The following is a 24,617-nucleotide window of genomic DNA, read 5'->3' as shown; positions in this document are numbered from 1 at the left end:
TACAAGACCACTCGTTCGCCCGCGAACATAGGGACGGGGGTTCCACTTGCCGCATGTAGGGCAATACTCGACTTAAGGATAGGATATGGTTCGAAAGAAAACACCGGCGCTGCTCACCACCGGGCCGGCCACGGCCGCGGCGATGATCGTCGCCTCTGTCTTCCTTGGCGGATCGGTCGGCGAAGCCTCAGCGAAGAGCCGGCAGCATCGCCACCACCATCATCACCATAGCCACCATCACAGCGACTGGCGTTCCGCCAATGCGTCGGTGGAGAGCAGCGGCGGTCGGACCTTCTCAGGGATGGCGTCCTACTACGGCAACGAGTCGGGTAACCGCACGGCCTCCGGCCAACGCATGAACGCCAACGCCATGACTGCGGCTCACCGCTCTCTCCCGTTCGGCACCAAGCTTCGCGTCACGCATGGCGGCCGCAGTGTCGTCGTCACTATCAACGACCGCGGCCCCTTCATTCGCGGCCGCGTTCTCGATCTGTCGACCGGCGCTGCCCGCGCGATTGGGCTCACCAGCCGCGGTGTCGGCCGGGTGGTCGCGGAAGTGATGTAAAGCGGTCAAAGCCGTCACTCTGCGTTTCTTTTGCCGACAACGCCTGACGTCGGGTTTGGTTCAACCGCAAGAGCGCGCATTCCCCTTCGTCATGTGACAAAGCCTGCCGTCGATCAGACGGCAGGCTTTTGTTTGGGGCGCTCGACAGCCGTCCAAGGTCACAAGAAGCTTTGCGGGTCGACGTCGACTTCGAGCTTGAGATTACCTTTGGTCTTCGGCCCGTTCGCCAGCCATGAGCGCAAGTAATTCGACAGATCGAAGCCGCGCACAGATTTCACCAGCAGACGGAATCGATAGCGGCCCTTGATTACGGCGAGCGGCGCTTCGGCAGGGCCCAGCACCTGCACCCGCTCATCGAACGGCGCAGCACTGGCGAGCTGGCGGCCGAAGCCTTCGGCGGTCGGCCGGTCGCCGGCCGAGATGATCAGGCTCGCGAGCCGGCCGAACGGCGGATACAGCGTGCGTTCTCGGATATCGATTTCGCTGGCGTAGAACGCCTCGCGGTCACAGGCGACCAGCGCTTTCATCACCGGATGTTCGGGCTGATGCGTCTGCAGAAAGCCGACGCCACGGCCCTGCTCGCGGCCGGCGCGCCCGATCACCTGATTGAGCAATTGGAAGGTACGCTCGGCGGCGCGCGGATCGCCGTTGGACAGGCCGAGATCGGCGTCGATCACACCCACCAGATTGAGCCGCGGGAAGTTGTGGCCCTTGGCCACGAGCTGCGTGCCGATGATGATATCGACGCGGCCCTCGGCGATCTCGTTCAGTTCGGCGCGCATGGTCTCGATCGAGGTAATCAGATCGCTCGACAACACCATGGTCCGCGCATTGGGAAACAGGTTCGCCGCTTCCTCCTGCAGCCGCTCGACGCCGGGACCGACCGCGACCAGCGAACCTTCGGCACCGCAATGCGGACAGGCCGGCGGCCGCGGCATCGAGAAGCCGCAATGGTGGCACACCAGCCGTTGCCGGAAACGGTGATCGACCAGCCAGGCGTCGCAGATCGTGCACGAAAACCGATGGCCACAGGCCCGGCACAATGTCAGCGGCGCATAACCGCGACGGTTGAGAAACAGCAGCGCCTGTTCGCGGCGCTCGATCGCGAAGCCGACCTGCTCGGCCAGCCGCGGCGAAATGAAGCGCCCTCGCATCGGAGGCTCGCGGCGCAGATCGATCGCCTCGATCTGCGGCATGTGCTGTCCGCCGAATCGCGACGGCAGCGGGATGCGCTGGTAGCGGCCCTTGCGGGCATTGACCTCGGTCTCGACGGACGGCGTCGCCGACGCCAGCACGATCGGAATCTTCGCGATCGAGGCCCGCACCACCGCCATGTCGCGGGCGTGATAATGCGCGCCGTCTTCCTGCTTGTAGGCCTGGTCGTGCTCCTCATCGACGATGATCAGGCCGAGAGCGGCGTAAGGCAGAAACAACGCCGAACGGGCGCCGACCACGACGCGCGCCTGGCCCGCCGCGATCGCCGCCCAATTTCGGGCGCGGGTGCGCGGGGTCAGTTCGGAATGCCATTCCAGCGGCCGTACGCCGAATCGCTGGGCGAAGCGGTCCAGAAACTGCCCGGTCAGCGCAATCTCGGGCATCAAAATCAGGCTCTGCCGACGCTGCCGGATCACCTCGGCGACCGCTTCGAAGTAGACTTCGGTCTTGCCGGAGCCGGTGACGCCGTCGATCAGCGCCGCCTGAAAGCCGCCGGCGGTCACGAGGCCGCGCATGGTCTCGGCGGCACGGGCCTGCTCCGGTGAAAAGTCCGCCGGCGCGAAATCAGGGTCGGGCTCGGGCGCCGGATTTTCGCGCGGTAGCGGTTCGACCGACAGAGTGCCCTCGTCGACCAGCCCGTCGATCACGCCCGAACTGACGCCGGCTTCCTTGGCGACGTCGGATTTGCCGTGCAGCAGCCCGTCCGACAGGATCTCCAGCAGGCGCCGGCGCGCTGGCGTCATCCGCTGCGGCGGCGCCCCGACCAGCCGCACGCCCATGCGCTGCCGCTCGGGGCCGAGATGCTCACCCATCCGCAGGCACATCCGCAGCACCATGCCGCGCGGCGACAGCGTGTAGGTCGATACCCAGTCGACCATCCGCCGCAGCTCGTCACGCAGCGGCGGCACATCGAGCTTTTCGGAAACGTCCTTCAGCCGGTTGTGCAGCCGTGGATCCGGATTGGGGTTCTCCGCCCAGACCACACCGAGCACCTCGCGGGCGCCCAGCGGCACCGTCACGACGTCGCCGGGCTTCAGCGAAACGCCGCGCGGCACCCGGTACGAATAGGCTTGGTCGATCGCGACCGGCACCAGCACGTCGACGACGCTGGCGGAGCCGGGCGCGGCCAGGCGGCTGGTCGGAAAATCATCCATCGACCCGGTGTGCCGCCAAAGCTTGGTTTCATCAATGGGAAAGGAAATCGGCTATGATTGCGGCATCCTCTCCGCGTCATTGCGAGGAGCAAAGCGACGACGCAATCCAGCCTCATGCGCTGAGCTGCATTGCTTCGCTTGGCTCGCAATGACGGAACGGATCCGTTCTGGTCGGCAAGAAGGCACATGCCAAAATCCCACCCCACACCTCCTCTCGAACTCGCCTGCGCGGCCGCGGATCTCACGACCGAGATGGCGAAATGGCTGTCGCATCTGCGGGCCGAGCGGCGTCTGTCGGGCAAGACGCTGGAAGCCTACGCGCGCGACGTCCGGCAGTTTCTGGAATTCCTGGCCGGCCACTGGGGGGACGAAGTCACGCTCGGACGGTTCGCCCGGCTGGAAGCGACCGACGTTCGCGCCTTCATGGCAGCGCGGCGGGCGGACGAGATTGCCGGCCGCTCGCTGATGCGGGCGCTGGCTGGCCTGCGTTCGTTCGGCCGCTTCCTCGAACGCGAAGGCAAGGGCCGGGTGGGGGCGCTGGCCGCGGTGCGTGCGCCGAAGATCAAGAAGAGCCTGCCGAAGCCGCTGCCGATCGCCTCCGCCAAGCGGCTCGCCGATGCCGACGAGCGCGCCGGCGAGGACCGCGAGACCTGGGTGCTGATTCGCGACGCGGCCGTGATGGCACTGCTGTACGGCTCCGGCCTGCGCATCTCCGAAGCGCTCGGCCTGAAACGTCGTGACGTGCCCGCGCCCGGCAAGGGTGACACCCTGATCGTGCTCGGCAAAGGCAACAAGACCCGGATGGTGCCGGTGCTGCAAGGCGTCCTGGAGCAGATCGCCGACTACGCGGCGGCCTGTCCCTACAACCTGCCGCCGGACGGCCCGATGTTCGTCGGCGCTCGCGGCGGACCGCTCAGCCCGCGCATCATTCAGCTCACAATGGAGCGCCTGCGCGGCGGACTCGGGCTGCCCGACAGCGCCACCCCCCACGCGCTACGGCATTCGTTTGCGACGCATTTGCTCAGTCGCGGCGGCGACCTGCGCGCGATTCAGGAATTACTCGGCCACGCCTCGCTCTCGACCACGCAGGTCTATACCGGCATCGACACCGAACGGCTGCTGGAAGTCTACAACAGCGCCCACCCCCGGGCCTGAGCGGCCCGACGCCGCTCGGCAAAGCTGTTAGTGCGGTGCCGGCGGCCTTGACCCTGCCATTTATCCAACTGACAAGATCGCGGTGTTACAAGGCCTGCTCGACGCAGGCGCGTTGAGTGTGGTGACAGGAGATTCCGGACGATGGGGGCGCATGAAAGCATGGAGCACGCCGAGCATGCCGAGCACGCGTCGGGCTCCAACAAGGGCATCGCGCTGCTGATTTCGGTGATTGCGCTGTTCCTGGCGTTCTCCGAAACGCTCGGCAAAGGCGCCCAGACCGAGGCGCTGGCCAAGAACGTCGAAGCCTCCAACCTGTGGGCGTTCTTCCAGGCCAAGAGCATTCGGCGCACCACCGTTCAGGCGGTTTCGGAACATGCGCGGCTCAGCCTCGGCACCGTGCCGGACGAGGCCACCAAGGCGGCGCTGCAGAAGCAGATCGACGACTGGCAGAAGACCGCGGCTCGGTATCGCTCCGAGCCGGAGACCGGTGAAGGCTCAGAACAGCTCGCCGCCCGCGCCAAGCACGCCGAGCACGAGCGCGACCTGGCGATGGCCCGCTACCACCACTACGAAGTCGCGTCGGCGGCTTTCCAGATCGGGATCGTGCTGGCCTCGGCGACGATCATCACCGGGATGATCGTGCTGGCCTGGATTTCCGGGCTGCTTGCGATCGGTGGGCTCGGCTTCATGGCGATCGGTCTGTTCGCGCCGCACGCCGTGCATCTGATGTAGGATCAGCGCGCGGTGCGGATGCGCCGGCGCAATGCTCCGATCCGGCGCAATAGCTTCGCCCCCCAGCCGTCACCGTCGCCCTTCAGGAGCTCGGAGAGCTTGGCTCGGATCTGAGCCATGATCGGCGCAACGATCGCGTGCGCCTTGGCGCGCAGCTCGATGATCCAACGATAGGCCGCGGCGAACCAGCGAAGCTGCAGCAGTTTCGGCTTGGTGACGTCGAAGATGAACGCCGCGACGCCGAGGCCGAACACCTGGGCGAGCGCGAACACGCCGAGCCCCGCGATCCACTTGCCGTCGGCGAGCAGCGCAATCGCGAACAGCTTCAGCGGATAGAGCGGCGCCACCGGCACCAGAAACACCGGCAGCGTCATCGCCGGGGACAGATGGTCGACCCACCGCGCCAGCCTTTCCTTGAGCTCGCGCAACGGAATCAGCGCGACGATACGCGCGATCAGCGGCTCGACGTGGTCCCAGAACCACGCCTCGATCAGGAACAGGATCGCCAGCAGCACCCAGAGGGGCTGCCACAGCCGATGCTTCATGACGCCATCATCCGTAAGCCGGCTTCATGCCGGCCCTGCGTCACATATGGATGGCGCGCTTGCCGACCGAAAGGGCGGCTTCCTTGATGGCTTCGGAGCGGGTCGGGTGGGCGTGGCAGGTGCGGGCCAGATCCTCCGCCGAGCCGCCGAATTCCATCAGCACCGCCGCTTCGTGGATCATCTCGCCGGCCTCGCGGCCGATGATGTGGACGCCGAGCACCCGGTCGGTCTTGGCGTCGGCGAGGATCTTCACGAAGCCGTCGGTGGTCTGATTGACCTTGGAGCGGCCATTGGCGGTGAACGGGAACTTGCCGACCGTGTAGGCGATGCCGGCCTGCTTGAGGTCTTCCTCGGTCTTGCCGACGCTGGACACTTCCGGCGTGGTGTAGACGACGCCGGGAATGACGTCGTAGTTGACGTGGCCGGCCTTGCCGGCGATCAGCTCGGCAACAGCGACGCCTTCGTCCTCAGCCTTGTGGGCGAGCATCGGGCCGCGCACCACGTCACCGATCGCGTACACGCCCCTCACACTGGTGGCGAAGTGGTCGTCGATCGCCACCCGGCCGCGCTCGTCGAGCGCAATGCCGGCTTCCTTGAGCCCGAGCCCCTCGGTGTAGGGAATCCGGCCGATCGCAACCAGCACCACGTCGGCTTCGAGAGTCTCGGCATTGCCGCCGGCGGCCGCCTCGACGTTGACCTTGAGCTGCTTGCCGGAGCTGTCGACACCGGTGACCTTGGCGCCGAGCTTGAACGCCATGCCCTGCTTTTCCAGAATGCGCTGGAACTGCTTGACCACCTCGCCGTCCATGCCGGGCAGGAGTCGGTCGAGGAATTCGACCACGGTGACTTCGGCGCCAAGGCGGCGCCACACCGAGCCGAGCTCGAGTCCGATCACGCCGGCGCCGACCACGATCAGCTTGCCCGGTACTTTGTCCAGCGACAGTGCGCCGGTGGACGACACCACACGCTTCTCGTCGATCTCGATGCCCTTGAGCTGGGCGACCGCCGAACCGGAGGCGATCACGATCGATTTGGCATCAACGCTGGTGGCCTTGCCGTCGGCGCCCGTGACCTCGACCTTGCCGGCGCCGAGAATCTTGCCCTTGCCGGCCAGCACGTCGATCTTGTTCTTCTTCATCAGGTATTCGACGCCCTTGACGTTGCCGTCGATGCCCTGCTGCTTGAAATTCATCATCGCCGGCAGATCGAGCTTCGGGGCAGGCACCCCGATGCCCATCTTGGCGAACGAATGCCCGGCCTCCTCGAACAGTTCAGACGCGTGCAGCAGCGCCTTCGACGGCATGCAGCCGACGTTCAGGCAGGTGCCGCCGAGCGTGGCGTTCTTTTCCACGACCGCCACTTTGAGGCCGAGCTGTGCGGCGCGAATCGCGCAGACGTAGCCGCCGGGGCCGGTGCCGATGATGACGAGATCGTAGGTGGCCATAGTTCAATCCTGTGAGTTGGCGCCGGCGCGACTATCGTCCCCCGGACACGTCGAGGATGGCGCTGGTGACATAGGAGGCATCGTCGGACAGCAGCCAGACGACGGCGTTGGCGATTTCTTCGGCGCGACCGACGCGCTGCATCGGCACGTTGACACTGAGCCGATGCGCACGTTCCGGATCGCCGCCGGAGGCGTGAATCTCGGTATCGATCAGACCGGGGCGGATCGCTGCGACACGAATGCCTTCGCCGGCGACTTCGTGACCGAGTCCGACCGTAAAGGAGTCGACCGCCCCCTTGGAGGCGGCGTAGTCGACGTAAGTGTTGGGAGAGCCGAGCTTGGCGGCGACCGACGACAGATTGACGATGACACCGCCCTGACCGCCATGGCGGGTCGACATCCGCTTCACCGCCTCACGCGCGCACAGAATGCTGCCGGTGACGTTGACCGCCATGATGCGCTGGATACGCTCGGCCGACATTTCGTCGACCCGTGCGGTCGGGCCGACGATGCCGGCATTGTTGACCAGCGCGCCGAGTGGACCGAAGGCGTCCGCGGCTGCGAACAGCGCCAGGATGTCGTCTTCGTGGCCGACGTCGCATTTCACCGCAATCGCCTTGCCGTTACTCGCCTCGATCTCGGCCACCACCTCATTGGCCGCGGCGGCGTTGCTGGCGTAGCCGATCACGACCTTGAAGCCGCGCTTCGCACAGCCGATCGCGGTGGCGCGACCGATGCCGCGGCTGCCTCCGGTGATGATGACGACGCGATCGGTCATATGCCTCTCAGCTCAACAGCCTGACCAGCATCGTGACCAGCGCCAATAGCGACACGAACCAGACAATGCTGCGGGCGAACGGGATTTCGATGATGTAGAGCGGCGCGTACAAGGCGCGGGCAATCAGCCAGACCACCGACGCCGTGGCGGCATAGCCGCCGGTCTTGCCGGTGATCGCCAGCGCCAGAGCGATGCCGACGAACGCCGGGTAGGTTTCGAGCAGATTGCGGAAGGCCCGGTTAGCGCGGCCGGCAAACCGCCCCGTCGGCGTTCGTGGCTCGTCTCGGGGACCTGCCTGATAGTCGCCGCCGAGCTCCATTGTGGTCGGGATGGAAGCCAGGAACATCTGCACGATCAGCAGCACCACGCTCCAGCCCAGCACCGTGATCTCGGTCGGCATCGGCGGCATCTTTTCCCCCAAGGTCAGCGGCGGCGCGCAGGAGCACGCCGCCGGCACTTACTCCAGTGTCAGAGATCCAGCACCAGCCGGGCCGGATCTTCCAGGCTCTCCTTGACGCGAACCAGGAAGGTCACGGCTTCCTTGCCGTCGATCACGCGGTGATCATAGCTCAGCGCCAGATACATCATCGGGCGGACTTCGATCTTGCCGCCGACCACCACCGGACGCTCCTGGATCTTGTGCATGCCGAGGATGCCGGACTGCGGCGCATTCAGGATCGGGGTCGACATCAGCGAACCGTAGATGCCACCGTTGGTGATGGTGAAGGTGCCGCCCTGCATCTCCTCGATCTTGAGCTGGCCGTCGCGGGCGCGCTTGCCAAAATCGACGATGTTCTTCTCGATGTCGGCGATCGACTTGGTGTCGCAGTCGCGCACCACCGGAACGACGAGCCCTTTGTCGGTGCCGACGGCGACGCCGACGTGGTAGTAGTTCTTATAGATCAGGTCGGTGCCGTCGATCTCGGCATTGACGGCCGGGATGTCCTTCAGTGCCTGGACGCAGGCCTTGGTGAAGAAGCCCATGAAGCCCAGCTTGGCGCCATGCTTCTTCTCGAACACGTCCTTGTACTGCGCGCGCAACGCCATGACGTTGGTCATGTCGACCTCGTTGAAGGTCGTCAGCATCGCGGCGGTGTTCTGAACTTCCTTCAGCCGGCGCGCGATGGTCTGGCGCAGCCGGGTCATCTTGACCCGCTCCTCGCGCGCAGCGTCGTCGGCCGGCGACGGCGAACGGACCTGCACGGCGGCGGCAGGCTGGTTGACCGGGGTCGGCGCGGAGGCGGCCTTCTCGATCGCCGCCAGCATATCGCCCTTGGTGACGCGGCCGTCCTTGCCGGAGCCCGGCACGGTCGAGGCGTCGACACCACTCTCTGCGGAGAGACGTCGCACCGACGGCGCCAGCGGCGCGTCGGATGGCGGTGCCTTGGCGGCGGGAGCAGCCGCCGGGGCAGGCGCTGCCGGCGCAGGCGGCGCGGCGGGAGCCGGCGCCTTGGCAGGAGCTGCGGCCGCGGACTTGGCCGGCGCCGCGCCGTCGGTGATCTGGCCGAGCAGCGCGCCGACCGCAACGGTCTCGCCATCCTTGGCGACGATCTCGCCGAGCGTGCCGGCGGACGGCGCGGGCACTTCGATTGTCACCTTGTCGGTCTCGAGTTCGACGAGCGGCTCGTCGACCGCGACAGCTTCGCCGGGCTGCTTGAACCAGCGGCCGATGGTTGCCTCGGTCACCGATTCGCCGAGCGTCGGAACGCGAATTTCAGTCATCGTCATTATCCTTTTGCGGCGTCGCGGCTGTCGCGCCAGCGTCCGCCCCGTGATCCAAACTCAGGAAAATACCGAAGGCCGCCGACAGTCGGCGGCCCGATTCGTCAACGCAACGCGTCGTCGAGGAACGCCTTGAGCTGCGCCAGATGCTTCGACATCAGGCCGGTCGCGGTCGCTGCCGAAGCGGGGCGGCCGGCGTAGCGCGGCCGGCGATGCTTGGCTTCGATCTGGTTCTGCACCCACTCCAGATACGGCTCGATGAAATGCCAGCCGCCCATGTTGCGGGGCTCTTCCTGACACCACACCAATTCCGCATCCTTGAAGCGCGACAGCTCGTGCACCAGCGTCTTGAGCGGCACCGGATAGAGCTGCTCGACGCGCAGCAGATAGACGTCGTCGATGCCGCGCTTTTCGCGCTCGTCATAGAGGTCGTAATAGACCTTGCCGGAGCAGACCACGACGCGGCGGATCTTGGCGTCCGCCACCAGCGTGGTCTTTTCGTCCGGCTCGGTCTGCGCGTCATCGAGCAGGATCCGGTGGAAGCTGGTATCGGACCCGAGTTCGTCGAGCCGCGACACGGCGCGCTTGTGGCGCAGCAGCGACTTCGGCGTCATCAGGATCAAGGGCTTGCGGATCTCGCGCTTGAGCTGACGGCGCAACGCATGGAAGTAGTTGGCCGGGGTGGTGGGGTACACCACCTGCATGTTGTCTTCGGCGCACATCTGCAGATAACGCTCGAGACGCGCCGACGAGTGCTCCGGCCCCTGGCCCTCGTAGCCATGCGGCAGCAGGCAGACCAGGCCGGACATCCGCAGCCATTTGCGTTCGCCCGAGGAGATGAACTGGTCGAACAGCACCTGCGCGCCGTTGGCGAAGTCGCCGAACTGGGCTTCCCACAGCGTCAGCGCATTCGGCTCCGCCAGCGAGTAGCCGTACTCGAAGCCGAGCACCGCTTCTTCCGACAGCAGAGAGTTGATCACCTCGTAGTGGCCCTGATCGGGCGAGAGGTGGTTGAACGGGGTGTAGCGGGTCTCGTCTTCCTGATCGATCAGCACCGAATGGCGCTGCGAGAAGGTGCCGCGTTCGGAGTCCTGTCCGGATAGACGGATACGATGGCCTTCCAGCAACATGGTGCAGAACGCCAGCGCCTCGCCGGTCGCCCAGTCGATACCGTTGCCGCCGTCGATCGCCTTGGCGCGGTTTTCGAGGAACCGCTGCACGGTGCGGTGCAGCCGGAAACCTTCCGGCACCTTGGTGATCTTGCGGCCGATTTCCTTGAGGGTCGGCAGGTCGACGCCGGTGATGCCCCGCCGCGGCTCTTCTTCCTGGTCGGCGAATTTGAAGCCGGCCCATTTGCCGTCGAGCCAATCGGCCTTGTTCGGGCGATAGCTCGATGCTGCCTCGAACTCGGCATCCAGCCGGGCGCGCCAATCGGCCCTCGCCTTGTCGACTTCACCCTCGGTGATCACGCCGTCGGCGATCAGGCGCTTGGAGTAGATCTCCAGCGTCGTCGGATGTCCGGCGATCTTGCGGTACATCATCGGCTGGGTGAACGACGGCTCATCGCCTTCGTTGTGGCCGTGACGCCGGTAGCAGAACATGTCGATGACGACAGGCTTGTGGAACTTCTGCCGGTACTCGACCGCGATCTTGGCGGCGAACACCACTGCTTCCGGATCGTCGCCGTTGACGTGGAAGATCGGTGCATCGATCATCTTCGCCACGTCCGACGGATAGGGCGACGACCGCGAGTAGCGCGGATAGGTGGTGAAGCCGATCTGATTGTTGACGATGAAGTGGATCGAACCGCCGGTTCGGTAGCCCTTCAGGTCGGACAGCGCGAAGCACTCGGCGACCACGCCCTGGCCGGCGAACGCGGCGTCGCCATGCATCAGCAGCGGCAGCACCGAAACCCGCTCCTCGGGCAAATCGCCGTGCTGGTCCTGCTTGGCCCGCACCTTGCCGAGCACCACCGGATCGACGATCTCGAGATGCGACGGGTTCGCGGTCAGCGACAGGTGGACCTTGTTGTGGTCGAACTCGCGGTCCGATGACGCGCCGAGATGGTATTTGACGTCGCCCGAACCTTCGACCTCGTCGGGGTTGGCCGAACCGCCCTTGAACTCGTGGAACAGCGCCCGGTGGGCCTTGGCCATCACCTGGGTCAGGACGTTGAGGCGGCCGCGGTGCGGCATGCCGAGCACGATCTCGCGCACGCCGAGATTGCCGCCGCGCTTGATGATCTGCTCCAGCGCCGGGATCAGGGCTTCGCCGCCGTCGAGGCCGAACCGCTTGGTGCCAGTGAACTTCAGATCGCAGAACTTCTCGAAGCCCTCGGCCTCGATCAGCTTCATCAGGATCGCGCGCCGGCCCTCGCGGGTGAAGCTGATTTCCTTGTCCGGACCTTCGATCCGCTCCTGTAGCCAGGCCTTCTGCGCACCGTTGGAGATGTGCAGAAACTCGATGCCCATGGTCTGGCAGTAGGTGCGCTCGCAGATCGCGACGATATCGCGCAACGAGCCGTATTCGAGGCCGAGGACGTGATCGAGGAAGATCTTGCGGTCGAGATCGGCCTCGGTGAAGCCGTAGGACCGGATGTCGAGCTCTTCATGATCGCGCGCCGGCGACAGGCCGAGCGGATCGAGCTTGGCGTGGAAATGGCCGCGCATGCGGTAGGCGCGGATCAGCATCAGGGCGCGGACCGAATCGCGGGTCGCCTGCAGCACGTCGGCCGAAGACAGCTCGACGCCTCGGCTTTGCGCCTTGGCCTGCAGCTTCTGGCTGACGGTCTTTTCGACCTGATTCCAGTTGCCGTCGAGCGCCGAGGTCAGCTCGTCCCGCGGGGTCAGCGGCCAGTTCGCCTGCTCCCAGGACGGACCCTCGGCATTTTTCTGAATGTCGCCGGGGCTGTCTTTCAGACTCTGGAAGAATGCCTGCCAGTCGGCATCGACCGAGGACGGATCGCTTTCGTAGCGGGAGTAGAGATCGTCGATATAGGTAGCGTTGGCGCCCTGAAGAAAAGACGAAAGGGCGAAAGCGGCATTCGCGTCCTGGCGAGACATGATTGCGTCCTGATGATGAGATCGCGACTTAATCGCGATAAGCTGATCCGGTTACCGGATCAGCAACATAGTGCACCTTTTATCCTATTCTAGGGAAATGTAAGCTCGGAACGACACAAGGTTTGAATTAGGACTTCAATTTTTCGGCAAGCGTTTTGCCGAGCCGTGCCGGCGACGGCGACACCGTGATGCCGGCCGCTTCCATCGCGGCAGTCTTTGAGGCCGCATCGCCCTTGCCGCCCGAAATGATCGCACCGGCGTGGCCCATACGGCGGCCGGGAGGAGCGGTGACGCCGGCGATGAATCCCACCGTCGGTTTCTTGCGGCCGCGCTTGGCCTCGTCGATCAGGAACTGGGCGGCGTCCTCTTCGGCCGATCCGCCGATCTCGCCGATCATGATGATCGACTCAGTCTTGTCGTCGGCCAGGAACATCTCCAGCACGTCGATGAACTCGGTTCCCTTGACCGGGTCGCCGCCGATGCCGACCGCGGTGGTCTGGCCGAGGCCTTCGGCCGAGGTCTGGAACACCGCCTCATAGGTCAGGGTGCCGGACCGCGACACGATGCCGACCGAGCCCGGCTTGAAGATGTTGGCCGGCATGATGCCGATCTTGCACTCGCCGGCGGTCATCACGCCCGGGCAGTTCGGCCCGATCAGACGCGACTTCGAGCCGTTCAGCGAGCGCTTCACCCGCACCATGTCGAGCACCGGGATGCCCTCGGTGATGCAGACGATCAACGGGATCTCGGCATCGATCGCCTCGCAGATCGCGTCGGCGGCGCCCGGCGGCGGCACGTAGATCACCGACGCGTCCGCCCCGGTCTTCTCGCGCGCCTCACGGACGGTGTCGAACACCGGCAGGCCGAGATGGGTCGAGCCGCCTTTGCCCGGTGAGGTGCCGCCGACCATCTTGGTGCCGTAGGCGATCGCCGCCTCGGAATGGAAGGTGCCGTTCTTGCCGGTGAAGCCCTGGCAGATAACGCGGGTGTTGCTGTCGATCAGAATGGACATGGTCGGTGATGCTTTCGCGGTCGAACGGGATGGTCGGAGGCAGCGGAGAGGCCGAAAACCGGCCTCAGGCTCCCTTCACGGCGGCGACGATCTTCTGCGCGGCGTCGTCGAGATTGTCGGCGGGCAGCACGTTGAGGCCGGAATGCTTGATGATCTTCTTGCCGGCTTCGACATTGGTGCCTTCGAGGCGGACCACCAGCGGCACGTCGAGACCGACTTCCTTGACCGCTGCGACCACGCCTTCGGCGATCACGTCGCACTTCATGATGCCGCCGAAGATGTTGATCAGGATGCCCTTCACGTTCGGATCGGCGGTGATGATCTTGAACGCCGCCGTCACCTTCTCCTTGCTGGCGCCGCCGCCGACGTCGAGGAAGTTGGCCGGGCTCATGCCGTACAGCTTGATGATGTCCATCGTCGCCATCGCGAGGCCGGCGCCGTTGACCATGCAGCCGATGGTGCCGTCGAGGGTGACATAATTGAGGTCGTATTTTGACGCCTCGATTTCCTTGGCGTCTTCCTCGGTCTCGTCACGCAGCGCCTGGATATCGGTGTGGCGGTACAGCGCGTTGCCGTCGAACGAGATCTTGGCGTCGAGGCACTTCAGATCGCCCTGCTTGGTCAGCACCAGCGGGTTGATCTCGAGCATGTCCATGTCTTTGGCGACGAAGGCGGCGTACAGCTTGGCCACCATTGCTTCGGCCTGCTTGGCCTGCTCGCCCTTCAGGTTCAGCGCCTTGGCGACGGTGCGGCCATGATGGCCCATGATGCCGGTCGCCGGATCGACGGTGAATGACACGATCTTTTCGGGCGTCTCGTGGGCAACGTCTTCGATCGACATGCCGCCTTCGGTCGAGACCACGAAGGAAATCCGCGAGGTGGCGCGATCGACCAGCAGCGACAGGTAGAACTCCTTGTCGATATCGGAGCCTTCCTCGATGTAGAGGCGGTTGACCTGCTTGCCGTCAGGACCGGTCTGCACCGTCACCAGCGTGGCGCCGAGCATCTGCTTGGCGTAGTCCTTGACCTCGTCGATCGACTTGGCGAGGCGGACGCCGCCTTTGTCACCGGCAGAGGCTTCCTTGAACTTGCCTTTGCCGCGGCCGCCGGCGTGGATCTGGCTCTTCACCACCCAGACCGGACCGCCGAGCTGCTTGGCGGCGGCTTCCGCCTCGGACGCCTTGAAGATCGGGAAGCCGTGACCCACCGGCACGCCGAACTCGCGCAGCACCGCTTTGGCCTGGTATTCGTGAATATTCATGGAATTGCCCTTCGCCAGATCGCATCCAGCCGGTTGAACCGCGACGCTGCGCCGACCTCAGAAGGGCCGGCGCAGCCAGTTTGGTGAGACGTTCCTCAGCGTCCGAGCAGATCGGGCGCAATCTTCTTGCAGGCGTCGACCAGCCCCTGCACGGCAGCGACCGACTTGTCGAACGCTTCCTTGTCCTTGCCGGCCAGTTCGATCTCGACGATGCGCTCGACGCCCTTGTCGCCGATCACCACCGGCACGCCGACATACATGTCCTTGACGCCGTATTCGCCGTTGAGGTGAGCCGCAACCGGGACCACCCGCTTCTTGTCCTTCAGATAGCTCTCGGCCATCGCGATCGCCGACGACGCCGGGGCATAGAACGCCGAGCCGGTCTTCAGCAGGTTCACGATCTCGGCACCGCCGTTGCGGGTGCGGTCGACGATCTCGTCGAGACGCGCCTGCGAGGTCCAGCCCATCTTGACCAGATCGGGCAGCGGAATGCCGGCGACGGTCGAGTACTTCACCAGCGGCACCATGGTGTCGCCGTGACCGCCAAGCACGAAGGCGGTGACGTCTTCGACCGAGACGTTGAACTCGTCGGCGAGGAAGTAGCGGAACCGCGCCGAGTCGAGCACGCCGGCCATGCCGACGACCTTCTTGGCCGGCAGGCCCGAGGCCTTCTGCAGCGCCCAGACCATCGCGTCGAGCGGGTTGGTGATGCAGATCACGAATGCGTCGGGCGCGTACTTCTTGATGCCGGCACCGACCTGCTCCATCACCTTGAGGTTGATGCTGAGCAGATCGTCACGGCTCATGCCCGGCTTGCGCGGCACGCCGGCGGTGACGATCACCACGCGGGCGCCTTCGATCGCCTCGTAGGAATTGGCACCGGTCAGCTTGGAGTCGAAACCGTCGACCGGCGAAGACTCCGCGATGTCGAGCGCCTTGCCCTGCGGCACGCCCTCGGCGATGTCGAACAGCACCACGTCGCCGAGCTCTTTCAGCCCGATCAGGTGTGCCAGCGTACCGCCGATCTGGCCGGAGCCAATCAAAGCAATCTTATCGCGCGCCATGGGAAAGCAGTCCTTTGAGCCCGTGGGTGGGGAGGGGTGGGAAATCCGCTTGGGTGGTTATCGCTTTCGCCCCATGCGTTCAAGTCGGCGAGCGCCCATTTGTTAGGCCGGCGGCTTTGCAGGCCGCGGGTGGCCCGGAATAGACCTAGGTTTCGACCAATCCGGTGGTATCGCCGGTCGCGGTGGAGTCGCGCCGGCCGTGCGGCAGCGCCAGGTAGGATTCAGAGCCCATTTCTGTGAGACGGGAAACGGTGCGATTGAATTCCAGCGCTTCGAAGCCTTCGGTGGCGCGGTAGAGCCGCGCCGGCTCCGCCGCGGCCGAGGCCATCAGCTTCACCGAGTTGTCGTACAGCGTATCGATCAGCGCGATAAACCGCTTGGCGGCATTGCGATCGGCGTAGTCCATCACCGGCACATGATCGATCATCAGCGTGTGATATTCATGGGCGAGCCGCAGGTAGTCACTGGCGCCCAGCGGTTTCTGGCACAGATCCGCGAACGAGAACCGTGCAACGTGATGATCGGCCTGCGGGACGTGCAGGATACGGCCCTTGATCGAAATATCGCGCGGCTCGCCCTTGGTGGTGCCGGTGATCCGATGCCAGGCTCGATCGATCGTGGCGGTCGCCTCGGCATCGTCGGGCGTCAGCCAGACCTTCATGCCGGCGAATTTCTCCAGGCGGTAATCGGTTCGCGCATCGAGGCGTATCACCCGCATGTGCCGCTTCACCTGACCGATGAACGGCATGAACAGCGAGCGATTCAGGCCATCCTTGTAGAGATCGTCGGGCGCGACGTTGGAAGTCGCCACCACCACGGTGCCCAGCTCGAACAGTTTGGTGAACAGTCGGCCGAGGATCATCGCGTCGGCGATATCAGTGACGTGGAATTCGTCGAAACAGAGCAGCCAGGCCTCGTCGAGGATCGACGCCGCCGTCAGCTCCATCACGTCGGCATCGGGAATATCGCCGCGCTTGATCGCCTGGCGGAAGCCGTTGATGCGATCATGGGTCTCGGCCATGAATTCGTGAAAGTGCGACCGCCGCTTGAACGCGATCGGACTCGCATCGAAGAACAGGTCCATCAGCATGGTCTTGCCGCGGCCGACCTCGCCATGGATGTACAGACCCTGCGGGGGCTGCTGGCCGGCATCGCCGCCGCCGAACAGTCGGCCAAAAAAACCCTGTTTTTTCGGTGGCTTATAGCCGTCGAGCGTCTCGTTGAGGAGCGTGAAAGCCTGCACCGCCCGAGCCTGCGCCGGGTCGGCTTCGATGCTGCCGGAGGCGATCAGAGATTGATATTGCTGGCGGAGCGAATGCGGCGAGGACATGCGGCCCTTTACCGCCTGATCGGGCGACAAAATGCAAGCCGGGAATCGGGCGGTGAGCTATGCGCGCCGACCAGGGAGCCGCGTCAGGCGTTCAGCTCGTAGGGCGCCTCGACGATATACGGGCCGCCGCCGGTCGAGGCCCGCGCCGAATACAGCACGAAGCGTTCGGCCTTGAACACCTTGGACGGGAAGTAACCACGGATCGACAAATAGTCGGCGACATCGCGGCTGGAGACGTCGCCGCGCAGCCGCGCCAGGGTGACATGCGGGGTGAATTTCCGGCCCTCGGGATCGAGCCCGACCCGCTGCATCAGCCGTTCGAGCTCGGCCTGCAGCTCGATCAACGGTTTCGACGGCACGACCGAGGCCACCACCGCGCGGGGCTTCTTGCCGCCGAAGCTCGACAGCCCCTGCAGCGTGACTTCGAACGGCTTGCGGTTGACCCGAAACAGGGTGGAGGCGATCTCGTTGGCGGTGATGCCGTCGATGTCGCCGATGAACCGCAGGGTGAGGTGATAGTCGTCCGGATCGACCCAGCGCGCCCCCGGCAATCCACCGCGTAAACTCGACAGGGTCTGGCTGATCTCGGCCGGAATCTCCAGTCCCGTAAACAAACGCGGCATCGGCACACCCTCGAACCTGAGGCCCGATTGCGGCTGCCTATCCCGATTGGAGGACCGTCCCGCGCAGGGGACACGGCAGTCCGCAAAACGTCCGGCGAATCAACGATACGATTCTGTAGCGCGTTTGTGTAACAGCGCTACAGCGGAGCCCACGGGCGGTCAAAAAAGCTGAGGGTAATCCAACCCTTAAGGCCAGATTGCCGGTTTCTCAGCGGGTTTGCCCGAGGAGCGGGCGGAGCATCGCCTCGACCATGGGCAGAATGCGCTCGACCACCACATCGACACCCGCCGCCGTTGGATGGATGCCGTCGGCCTGGTTCAGCTTCGACACCGCCGCAACGCCGTCGAGAAAGAACGGATACAGCGGCACGTCGTATTGCTTGGCGAGCTCGGGATAGATCGCGTCGAACCGAGCCGCATAGTCCTTGCCGTAGTTCGGCGGCGCCAACATCCCGGCGAGAAGCACAGGCAGGTTGCGCGCCTTCAGCCGCTTCAGGATTTCGTCCAGCGCCTTGCGCGGGACCTTCGGATCGGTGCCACGCAGCGCATCGTTGGCGCCGAGCTCGACGATCACCGCGTCCGCATCCGGCGGCACCGACCAGTCGAGCCGCTCCAGGCCGCCGCTGGCGGTATCGCCGGATACCCCGGCGTTGATCATCTCGGTGTCGATGCCCTTGGCTTTGAGCGCTTTTTGCAGCTTGGCCGGAAACGCATCGGCGGCCGGCAGGCCATAGCCGGCGGTCAGCGAGTCGCCGAGCACCACGACTTTCAACGGTTTGGCGGCCTCTTCGGCCCGCGCGCTCTGTCCGGGCAGTGCCGCGATCATGCCAAGTCCCAGGACCAACGCGATCGTGCGGGCCCACCTCTCGACCGCCACGATTGAATAGCCATATGAGGCAGCCATGGACAGTCTCATCGAACCCTCGTCATCGGCCGGCGGTGCGCCGGACACCATCGCGATCTCCAACGTCGATCTGTCGCTGGGCAGCGGCGCCGCGCGGGTGCACATCCTCAAGGACATCAGCCTGCGCGTCGCTGCCGGCGAAGCGATCGGGCTGATCGGCCCGTCCGGCTCCGGCAAGTCCACCCTGCTGATGGTGATGGCCGGGCTGGAACGGCCCGACAGCGGTCAGGTGGTGGTCGACGGCACCGCTTTCAATGGTTTGGACGAGGACGCGCTCGCCCGCTTCCGCGGCCGGCAAATCGGCATCGTCTTTCAATCCTTCCACCTGATCCCGACCATGACGGCGCTGGAGAACGTCGCGGTGCCGCTGGAGCTGGCCGGGCAAGCCGACGCCACGGACCGCGCCGCACGCGAGCTGGCTTCGGTCGGACTCGGCGAGCGGCTGCATCACTATCCGTCGCAGCTCTCCGGCGGCGAGCAGCAGCGCGTCGCGCTCGCGCGCGCACTCGCCCCCGATCCGGCGATCCTGGTGGCGGACGAGCCGACCGGCAATCTCGACGAGACCACCGGCAGGCAGATCGTCGACCTGCTGTTCGCCAAGCACGCCGAGCGCGGCATGACGCTGGTGCTGGTGACCCACGACTCGTCGCTGGCGCAGCGTTGCGATCGGGTGGTGCGGCTCCGCTCCGGGCGGATCGACACCACGCTGCCGGGCAACGCCCGGGCGCGTTCGGCCTGACCAATGAGCCTGCTCGCCGAGACCCGGTCCCGCACAGGCTTCTGGCCGCTACCGCTGCGCTATGCGCTCCGCGAGATGCGCGGTGGCCTGAGCGGATTCTACGTTTTCATCGCCTGCATCGCGCTCGGCGTGATGGCGATCGCCGGCGTCGGCTCGGTGGCGGCCAGCCTCAGCGACGGGCTCGCCCGCGAGGGCCGCACCCTGCTCGGCGGCGATGCGGCCTTCTCGCTGATCCAGCGCGAGGCGACGCCGAACGAAGTGGCATTTCTGCGCAGCCGCGGGACGGTTTCGGTCGCCGCAACGATGCGCGCGATGGCGCGCACCGACGACGGCCGCTCGGCGCTGATCGAGCTGAAGGCCGTCGATGGCGCCTATCCGCTACTCGGCGAGCTGAAACTCGATCCGCCGATGCCGCTGGCCGAGCTGCTGAGCCGGCACGACGATCGTTACGGCGCCGCCGCGGATCCCGCTCTGCTGGCGCGGCTCGACCTGAAGGTCGGCGACACGGTCACGATCGGCAGCGCCACCTTCCAGATCCGCAGCGTCGTCGCGGCCGAGCCGGACAAGCTGTCCGGCAATATCGGCTTCGGTCCGCGGTTTCTGATCAGCGACGAAGCCCTGCGCGCGACGCAGTTGCTGCAGCCCGGCAGCCTGGTGCGCTGGATCTATCGCGTCCGCCTGCCGGACAACGGCGCCGACGACCGCGCAGCGCAGCGCCTGGTCGATGAGACCCGCGCGGCGCTGCCGCATGCCGGCTGGGAAATCCGGACGCGCAGCAACGCCTCGCCGCAGCTCGAACGTACCATCACCCGCTTCACCCAATTCCTGACCCTGGTCGGCCTCGCCGCGCTGGTGGTCGGTGGGGTCGGGGTCGCCAATGCGGTGAAGAGCCATATCGACCGCCGCCGCGACGTCATCGCGACATTCAAGGCCGTAGGCGGCACGGGCGGCAACGTGTTCGCCATCTACCTGACGCAGGTGATCGTCCTGGCCGTGATCGGTGCGGCGATCGGGCTGGCGATCGGCGCTGCGATCCCGTTTGCGATTGTCGGCCTGTTCGGCCAATTGCTGCCGCTGCCAGTGGTCGCGGCAGTGCATCCCGGCGAACTGGCGCTGTCGATGTTGTACGGCCTATTGACCGCGCTCGCCTTCGGCCTGTGGCCATTGGCGCAGGTTCGCGATGTCCCGGTGGCGATGCTGTTCCGCGAGGCAGCGACGGCCGACGGGCATCGGCCGCGATTGAAATACATCGTGTGGATCGGCATCGTCGTCGCACTGCTGCTGGCGCTGGTCATCGGCCTCTCCTACGACAAGCGCATTGCGTTCGCGGTCGTCGGCGCCACGCTCGCGGTGTTCGTGCTTCTGCGCGGCGTCGCCGCGGGCCTGATGGCGATCGCGCGCCGGCTGCCGCGGTCGCGCAGCACGATGCTGCGGCTCGCCATCGCCAACATCCATCGCCCCGGCGCGCTGACCCCATCGGTCGTGCTGTCACTCGGTCTCGGCCTCGCAGTGCTGGTCACGGTGGCGCAGGTCGACGGCAATCTGCGGCGACAGTTCACCGCGGCACTGCCCGCGAAGGCGCCGACGTTCTTCTTCATCGACATCCCCTCCAGCGAGACTGAGCAATTTAGTACGTTCCTGCACCAGATCGCCCCCAATGCGACGCTCGAGGACGTCCCGATGCTGCGCGGCCGGATCGTCGCGGCCCGCGGCGTCCGGGCAGAGGACCTCAAGCCCGCCTCGGACGCCGAGTGGGTGCTGCAAAGCGACCGCGGCCTGACCTATTCGGCCGAGGTTCCCGCCGGTTCCACGGTGGTCGAGGGGCATTGGTGGCCGAAGAATTACAGCGGCCCGCCGCTGGTGTCGTTCGACAAGAAGCTGGCGCAGGGGCTCGGCCTGACGATCGGCGACAAGGTGACGGTCAACGTGCTCGGCCGCGAGATCACCGCGACGATCGCCAATCTGCGCAGCATCGACTGGCAGAGTCTGGGCATCAACTTCGTCCTGGTGTTCTCGCCGGACACGTTCCGCGGCGCCCCGCACACCCACATCGCGACGCTGACCGAGAGCGGCAGCACGCCGCAGAGCGACGCGGCGGTGATCAAGCAGGTAGCCGACAGATTTCCGATGGTCACCTCCGTCCGTGTCCGCGAGGCGCTGGAGACGGTCGGCGGCGTTGTGTCCAATCTGGTGCTGGCGGTGCGCGGCGCGAGCGCGGTGACGCTGATCTCGGCGATCCTCGTGCTCGGCGGCGCTCTGGCGGCAGGTCATCGTCACCGGGTCTATGACGCGGTGATCCTGAAGACGCTCGGCGCCACCCGGGCGCGGCTGATCGGCGCCTTCGCGCTGGAATACGTGATGATCGGCCTCGCAACCGCAGCCTTCGCGGTCGCCGCTGGCTCGACCGCCGCGTGGCTGATTGTCACACGGTTGATGACGCTCAGCTTCGTCTGGCAGGTCGGCTCGGCGGCCGGCGTGGTGGTGGCCGCCCTGGTGGTAACCGTCGGACTCGGGCTGGTCGGAACGCTGCTGGCCCTAAACCAGAAGCCCGCTTCCGTTTTGCGCAATTTATAGTTATGCAGCCCGCGGCATTGGGCTGCGCGGCGTGCTGGCGCTCCCTTCCGACGGGGCCTGGCACAGGCTCGAAACCGCCACTTTCGACCAAGGTCGGACGCCGGTTTCTTTACCCTTCCGGAGCGGAGCGACATTCAGCCGCGCATTATATCTTGCCCGGTCCGTGTTAGTTTCCCACATATCAGAATGGGTCGGACGGCTCGATGAACAGGCGTTAATTTTGGGTTCGAACCTCGGATTGACGCCCAGTGTGCACCACCGTCCGGTGATAACTTAGTACTGGCGCTCGCCACCCTTCGCGACCGGCCAGAGCAACTCGGGATCTCGACCATGTCGGACTTGGACCGCAACTACGCTTCTCCCTTTGGCCGGGCCGCCGGACGCGTCGATACCGCGACCGTCGATGCCGGCCTGCGCGCCTACATGATGCGCATCTACAACTACATGACGATCGGCCTGGCCATCACCGGTCTGGCCGCTCTCGGTGTCTATATGGGCGCCGTGACGACGGACGCTGGCGCTGCGGCGGCACGGGTCGGCAACACCATGCTGACCTCGTTCGGCGTGGCGATGTTCACCAGCCCGCTGAAGTGGGTGTTCATGCTCGCCCCGTTGGCGATGGTGTTTGTGATTTCGTTCGGCATCAACCGCCTCAAGCCACAGACCGCTCAGCTTCTGTTCTGGGCGTTCTCGGCGCTGATGGGCATCTCGCTGTCGTCGATCTTCCTGGTGTACACGCACACCTCGATCGTCCGGGTGTTCTTCATCACCGCCGCCGCGTTCGGTGCGCTGAGCCTCTATGGCTACACCACCAAGCGTGACATGACCGGGATGGGTTCGTTCCTGATCATGGGCCTGTTCGGCGTCGTGATCGCCAGCCTGGTGAACCTGTTCGTCGCCTCGTCGATGCTGCAGTTCATCGTGTCGGTGGTGGGCGTGCTGGTGTTCGCCGGCCTGACCGCCTGGGACACCCAGCGTCTGAAGAACGACTACATCTACGGCTACGGCTCGATGGGCGGCGACGTTGCCGAACGGGCCGCCATCACCGGCGCCCTCTCGCTGTACCTGAACTTCATCAACCTGTTCACGCTGCTGCTGCAGCTTCTCGGACAGCGCGAATAAGTCCTTCACCTCGAGTGAAGCTGAAAGCCCCGGCTCCCGCGCCGGGGCTTTTTTGTTGCGAAGGCGCATTGTTGCGCACGGCTGCGACCAACCGCGGGAAGCTGAGCTCGGCCCCTCGCCGCAAGAGTCATGATCGCCGGGCGCGACTCGGCGATCCACCGCTCGCCGGAGCCCTTGAAGCGCAGCGAAGAGGATGGATACGCGGGTCGAGCCCGCGTATGACGAGCGCGTTTGGATCGCTCCCGCCGCTCGTCTCAGGCCCGCCCCATGCCCGACTTTCTCGTCCGCCCCGCAACGCCCGCCGACCTTCCGGCCATCACCGCGATCTACGACGAGGCCGTCCGCACCGGCACCGCCACCTTCGAACTGACGCCGCCTGATCTGGCCGAAATGACGCGGCGTTTCGACGCCCTGACCGGCGGCGGCTTTCCCTATCTGGTGGCTGAAGCGGACGGGACGATTGCCGGCTACGCCTATGCGGGACCGTATCGGCCGCGGCCGGCCTACCGGTTCACGGTCGAGAACTCGATCTATCTCGATCCAGCGGCGCACCGCCGCGGCATCGGCAGCGCGCTGCTGCACGATCTGATCGCCGCATCGACAGAGCGCGGGTTCCGCCAGATGATCGCGGTGATCGGCGATTCCGCCAACGCGGCCTCGATCGCCCTGCACCGCAAGGCCGGGTTCGTGCCGATCGGCACCCACACCGACGTCGGCTTCAAGTTCGGACGCTGGCTGGATTCGGTGCTGATGCAGAGAGCGCTCGGCGACGGCGGGGAGAGCGTGCCGGTGGCTTGATCCAAAGACGTCATTCCGGGGCGCTCGCGCCAGCGAGCGAACCCGGAATCCAGATATTGTCAGCAAGGATCGAGATTCCGGGTTCGCCGCTGCGCGGCGCCCCGGAATGACCGAGGGAGGTCACACCAGCGCCAGCTTGCGGTCGATCACCAGGAGCACGCGGTCGAGTTCGTGGCCGCGGCGCAGGATCTGACCGGAGGCGCCGATCACGCAATAGGCGCCCTGTTTGCGGGCCAGCCGCGGATCCTTGACGATGCGGTAGATCGGGACTTCCGAGGCGCGGCGGAAGATCGAGAACACCGCATGGTCCTTCAGGAAGTCGATCGCGTAATCACGCCACTCACCGGCAGCGACCATCCGACCGTAGAGATTGAGGATGCGATTGAGCTCCAGGCGGTTGAAGGTCACCCGTCCCTGCAGCGGTGCGCTGCCTGGGCGCTCCGCTGCACGGCTCTCGCTGGGCTCAGCCTCCCCGGAAATCAGATCCATCGGCGCCTCCTGTCACTACGCTGACATGATTGCGCCGCCGACGCCGGGCCGCAAGGGGATCGAAAGCAGCAGAGCGGCAAACCGGCTCGCCGCCTGCTCGATCTCACGGCTTCGTTAGGCAAATTCTTATTGCCGCCCGATTTTCGCCAACCGGGCGCCAAGCCGGCTTGCGATAAAACAATCACTGCGTTGGCCCGGTCCCTTCGGCTTCGGATTCCTCAGCCCCCAGCCCCCTGGAGCAGTCGGGATCGGGCCTGTACGCAGAACCTCAATCCCCCTCCTGGGCCGACGCAAGTTGGTCCTTTTTGTTTTTGAGTCGTCCGTGAAGT

At 65.5% G+C, this 24,617-nt stretch carries 21 protein-coding genes; 7 read left to right on the top strand and 14 right to left on the bottom strand.

The genetic code is table 11. The features are described 5' to 3' along the window. Positions 1-85: 85 nt before the first annotated feature. The gene (locus M9H71_RS10185; RefSeq protein ID WP_455404912.1) at positions 86-565 is read left to right on the top strand and encodes a septal ring lytic transglycosylase RlpA family protein; all 480 of its coding nucleotides are present in this window, start codon (positions 86-88) and stop codon (positions 563-565) included. 158 nt (positions 566-723) lie between these two features. Here M9H71_RS10185 and M9H71_RS10180 read toward each other — a convergent pair whose 3' ends face one another. Continuing rightward, a complete protein-coding gene (locus M9H71_RS10180; RefSeq protein ID WP_455404911.1) occupies positions 724-2,934 on the bottom strand; it encodes a primosomal protein N' in 2,211 nt (736 codons plus the stop codon). A 186-nt stretch (positions 2,935-3,120) separates the two neighbouring features. On the opposite strand from M9H71_RS10180, the gene M9H71_RS10175 reads away from it, so the two are divergent. Beyond that, positions 3,121-4,089, top strand: a complete 969-nt coding sequence (locus M9H71_RS10175; protein WP_455404910.1) for a tyrosine recombinase XerC — start codon at positions 3,121-3,123, stop codon at positions 4,087-4,089. Between the two features lie 141 nt (positions 4,090-4,230). After that, positions 4,231-4,821: a DUF4337 domain-containing protein gene (locus M9H71_RS10170; RefSeq protein ID WP_455404909.1), complete on the top strand. Its 591-nt coding sequence runs from the start codon at positions 4,231-4,233 to the stop codon at positions 4,819-4,821. Between the two features lie 2 nt (positions 4,822-4,823). Here the strand turns inward: M9H71_RS10170 and M9H71_RS10165 are convergent, their stop codons facing one another. From M9H71_RS10165 to M9H71_RS10110, 12 genes are all read right to left on the bottom strand, one after another. After that, complete coding sequence (locus tag M9H71_RS10165) at positions 4,824-5,366, bottom strand: hypothetical protein (RefSeq protein ID WP_455404908.1); 543 nt, start codon at positions 5,364-5,366, stop codon at positions 4,824-4,826. A 40-nt stretch (positions 5,367-5,406) separates the two neighbouring features. Then, the gene (gene lpdA, locus M9H71_RS10160; RefSeq protein ID WP_455404907.1) at positions 5,407-6,810 is read right to left on the bottom strand and encodes a dihydrolipoyl dehydrogenase; all 1,404 of its coding nucleotides are present in this window, start codon (positions 6,808-6,810) and stop codon (positions 5,407-5,409) included. A gap of 31 nt (positions 6,811-6,841) precedes the next feature. After that, positions 6,842-7,588, bottom strand: coding sequence for an SDR family oxidoreductase (locus M9H71_RS10155; RefSeq protein WP_455404906.1), 747 nt, complete (start codon positions 7,586-7,588; stop codon positions 6,842-6,844). Between the two features lie 7 nt (positions 7,589-7,595). Beyond that, a complete protein-coding gene (locus tag M9H71_RS10150) occupies positions 7,596-7,997 on the bottom strand; it encodes an MAPEG family protein (RefSeq protein WP_455404905.1) in 402 nt (133 codons plus the stop codon). 59 nt (positions 7,998-8,056) lie between these two features. Further along, entirely contained in the window at positions 8,057-9,310 is a 1,254-nt protein-coding gene (odhB, locus tag M9H71_RS10145; protein WP_455404904.1) for a 2-oxoglutarate dehydrogenase complex dihydrolipoyllysine-residue succinyltransferase, read from the bottom strand. A 104-nt stretch (positions 9,311-9,414) separates the two neighbouring features. Then, positions 9,415-12,372 (bottom strand): 2-oxoglutarate dehydrogenase E1 component, encoded by a 2,958-nt coding sequence (locus M9H71_RS10140; RefSeq protein ID WP_455404903.1) that lies wholly within the window; start codon positions 12,370-12,372, stop codon positions 9,415-9,417. 127 nt (positions 12,373-12,499) lie between these two features. After that, a complete protein-coding gene (gene sucD, locus M9H71_RS10135) occupies positions 12,500-13,384 on the bottom strand; it encodes a succinate--CoA ligase subunit alpha (RefSeq protein WP_013500286.1) in 885 nt (294 codons plus the stop codon). A gap of 64 nt (positions 13,385-13,448) precedes the next feature. Next, positions 13,449-14,645 carry an ADP-forming succinate--CoA ligase subunit beta gene (sucC, locus tag M9H71_RS10130; RefSeq protein ID WP_455404902.1) on the bottom strand — a complete coding sequence of 399 codons (1,197 nt, stop codon included), beginning with the start codon at positions 14,643-14,645 and terminating at the stop codon, positions 13,449-13,451. A 95-nt stretch (positions 14,646-14,740) separates the two neighbouring features. Further along, positions 14,741-15,709 (bottom strand): malate dehydrogenase, encoded by a 969-nt coding sequence (gene mdh, locus M9H71_RS10125; protein ID WP_455404901.1) that lies wholly within the window; start codon positions 15,707-15,709, stop codon positions 14,741-14,743. 145 nt (positions 15,710-15,854) lie between these two features. Then, the gene (zapE, locus tag M9H71_RS10120) at positions 15,855-17,039 is read right to left on the bottom strand and encodes a cell division protein ZapE (protein WP_455404900.1); all 1,185 of its coding nucleotides are present in this window, start codon (positions 17,037-17,039) and stop codon (positions 15,855-15,857) included. Between the two features lie 83 nt (positions 17,040-17,122). Then, on the bottom strand, positions 17,123-17,662 hold the full coding sequence (thpR, locus tag M9H71_RS10115) for an RNA 2',3'-cyclic phosphodiesterase (protein WP_164607440.1): 540 nt from the start codon (positions 17,660-17,662) through the stop codon (positions 17,123-17,125). Positions 17,663-17,870: 208 nt separating this feature from the next. Further along, positions 17,871-18,488 (bottom strand): arylesterase, encoded by a 618-nt coding sequence (locus M9H71_RS10110; RefSeq protein WP_455405039.1) that lies wholly within the window; start codon positions 18,486-18,488, stop codon positions 17,871-17,873. Positions 18,489-18,564: 76 nt separating this feature from the next. Between M9H71_RS10110 and M9H71_RS10105 the strand changes: the two genes are divergently transcribed. From M9H71_RS10105 to M9H71_RS10090, 4 genes are all read left to right on the top strand, one after another. Further along, positions 18,565-19,305: an ABC transporter ATP-binding protein gene (locus M9H71_RS10105; RefSeq protein ID WP_455404899.1), complete on the top strand. Its 741-nt coding sequence runs from the start codon at positions 18,565-18,567 to the stop codon at positions 19,303-19,305. A 3-nt stretch (positions 19,306-19,308) separates the two neighbouring features. After that, entirely contained in the window at positions 19,309-21,879 is a 2,571-nt protein-coding gene (locus M9H71_RS10100) for an ABC transporter permease (RefSeq protein ID WP_455404898.1), read from the top strand. Positions 21,880-22,209: 330 nt separating this feature from the next. Continuing rightward, positions 22,210-23,001, top strand: coding sequence for a Bax inhibitor-1/YccA family protein (locus tag M9H71_RS10095; RefSeq protein WP_455404897.1), 792 nt, complete (start codon positions 22,210-22,212; stop codon positions 22,999-23,001). 231 nt (positions 23,002-23,232) lie between these two features. Further along, entirely contained in the window at positions 23,233-23,799 is a 567-nt protein-coding gene (locus tag M9H71_RS10090; protein ID WP_455404896.1) for an N-acetyltransferase family protein, read from the top strand. 120 nt (positions 23,800-23,919) lie between these two features. On the opposite strand, the gene M9H71_RS10085 is transcribed toward M9H71_RS10090, so the two are convergent. Beyond that, positions 23,920-24,288 carry a DUF2794 domain-containing protein gene (locus M9H71_RS10085; RefSeq protein WP_455404895.1) on the bottom strand — a complete coding sequence of 123 codons (369 nt, stop codon included), beginning with the start codon at positions 24,286-24,288 and terminating at the stop codon, positions 23,920-23,922. Between the last annotated feature and the right edge of the window lie 329 nt (positions 24,289-24,617).

The sequence above is a fragment of the Rhodopseudomonas parapalustris genome (assembly GCF_053772255.1).
This window is presented reverse-complemented; position numbering and strand designations above follow the sequence as displayed.

Excerpts from the sequence above, each read along its gene's own strand:
- M9H71_RS10185 (WP_455404912.1), top strand. The coding sequence starts at position 86 with ATGGTTCGAAAGAAAACACCGGCGCTGCTCACCACCGGGCCGGCCACG.
- M9H71_RS10180 (WP_455404911.1), bottom strand. The coding sequence starts at position 2,934 with ATGGATGATTTTCCGACCAGCCGCCTGGCCGCGCCCGGCTCCGCCAGC.
- M9H71_RS10175 (WP_455404910.1), top strand. The coding sequence starts at position 3,121 with ATGCCAAAATCCCACCCCACACCTCCTCTCGAACTCGCCTGCGCGGCC.
- M9H71_RS10170 (WP_455404909.1), top strand. The coding sequence starts at position 4,231 with ATGGGGGCGCATGAAAGCATGGAGCACGCCGAGCATGCCGAGCACGCG.
- M9H71_RS10165 (WP_455404908.1), bottom strand. The coding sequence starts at position 5,366 with ATGAAGCATCGGCTGTGGCAGCCCCTCTGGGTGCTGCTGGCGATCCTG.
- lpdA (WP_455404907.1), bottom strand. The coding sequence starts at position 6,810 with ATGGCCACCTACGATCTCGTCATCATCGGCACCGGCCCCGGCGGCTAC.
- M9H71_RS10155 (WP_455404906.1), bottom strand. The coding sequence starts at position 7,588 with ATGACCGATCGCGTCGTCATCATCACCGGAGGCAGCCGCGGCATCGGT.
- M9H71_RS10150 (WP_455404905.1), bottom strand. The coding sequence starts at position 7,997 with ATGCCGCCGATGCCGACCGAGATCACGGTGCTGGGCTGGAGCGTGGTG.
- odhB (WP_455404904.1), bottom strand. The coding sequence starts at position 9,310 with ATGACTGAAATTCGCGTTCCGACGCTCGGCGAATCGGTGACCGAGGCA.
- M9H71_RS10140 (WP_455404903.1), bottom strand. The coding sequence starts at position 12,372 with ATGTCTCGCCAGGACGCGAATGCCGCTTTCGCCCTTTCGTCTTTTCTT.
- sucD (WP_013500286.1), bottom strand. The coding sequence starts at position 13,384 with ATGTCCATTCTGATCGACAGCAACACCCGCGTTATCTGCCAGGGCTTC.
- sucC (WP_455404902.1), bottom strand. The coding sequence starts at position 14,645 with ATGAATATTCACGAATACCAGGCCAAAGCGGTGCTGCGCGAGTTCGGC.
- mdh (WP_455404901.1), bottom strand. The coding sequence starts at position 15,709 with ATGGCGCGCGATAAGATTGCTTTGATTGGCTCCGGCCAGATCGGCGGT.
- zapE (WP_455404900.1), bottom strand. The coding sequence starts at position 17,039 with ATGTCCTCGCCGCATTCGCTCCGCCAGCAATATCAATCTCTGATCGCC.
- thpR (WP_164607440.1), bottom strand. The coding sequence starts at position 17,662 with ATGCCGCGTTTGTTTACGGGACTGGAGATTCCGGCCGAGATCAGCCAG.
- M9H71_RS10110 (WP_455405039.1), bottom strand. The coding sequence starts at position 18,488 with ATGATCGCGGCACTGCCCGGACAGAGCGCGCGGGCCGAAGAGGCCGCC.
- M9H71_RS10105 (WP_455404899.1), top strand. The coding sequence starts at position 18,565 with ATGGACAGTCTCATCGAACCCTCGTCATCGGCCGGCGGTGCGCCGGAC.
- M9H71_RS10100 (WP_455404898.1), top strand. The coding sequence starts at position 19,309 with ATGAGCCTGCTCGCCGAGACCCGGTCCCGCACAGGCTTCTGGCCGCTA.
- M9H71_RS10095 (WP_455404897.1), top strand. The coding sequence starts at position 22,210 with ATGTCGGACTTGGACCGCAACTACGCTTCTCCCTTTGGCCGGGCCGCC.
- M9H71_RS10085 (WP_455404895.1), bottom strand. The coding sequence starts at position 24,288 with ATGGATCTGATTTCCGGGGAGGCTGAGCCCAGCGAGAGCCGTGCAGCG.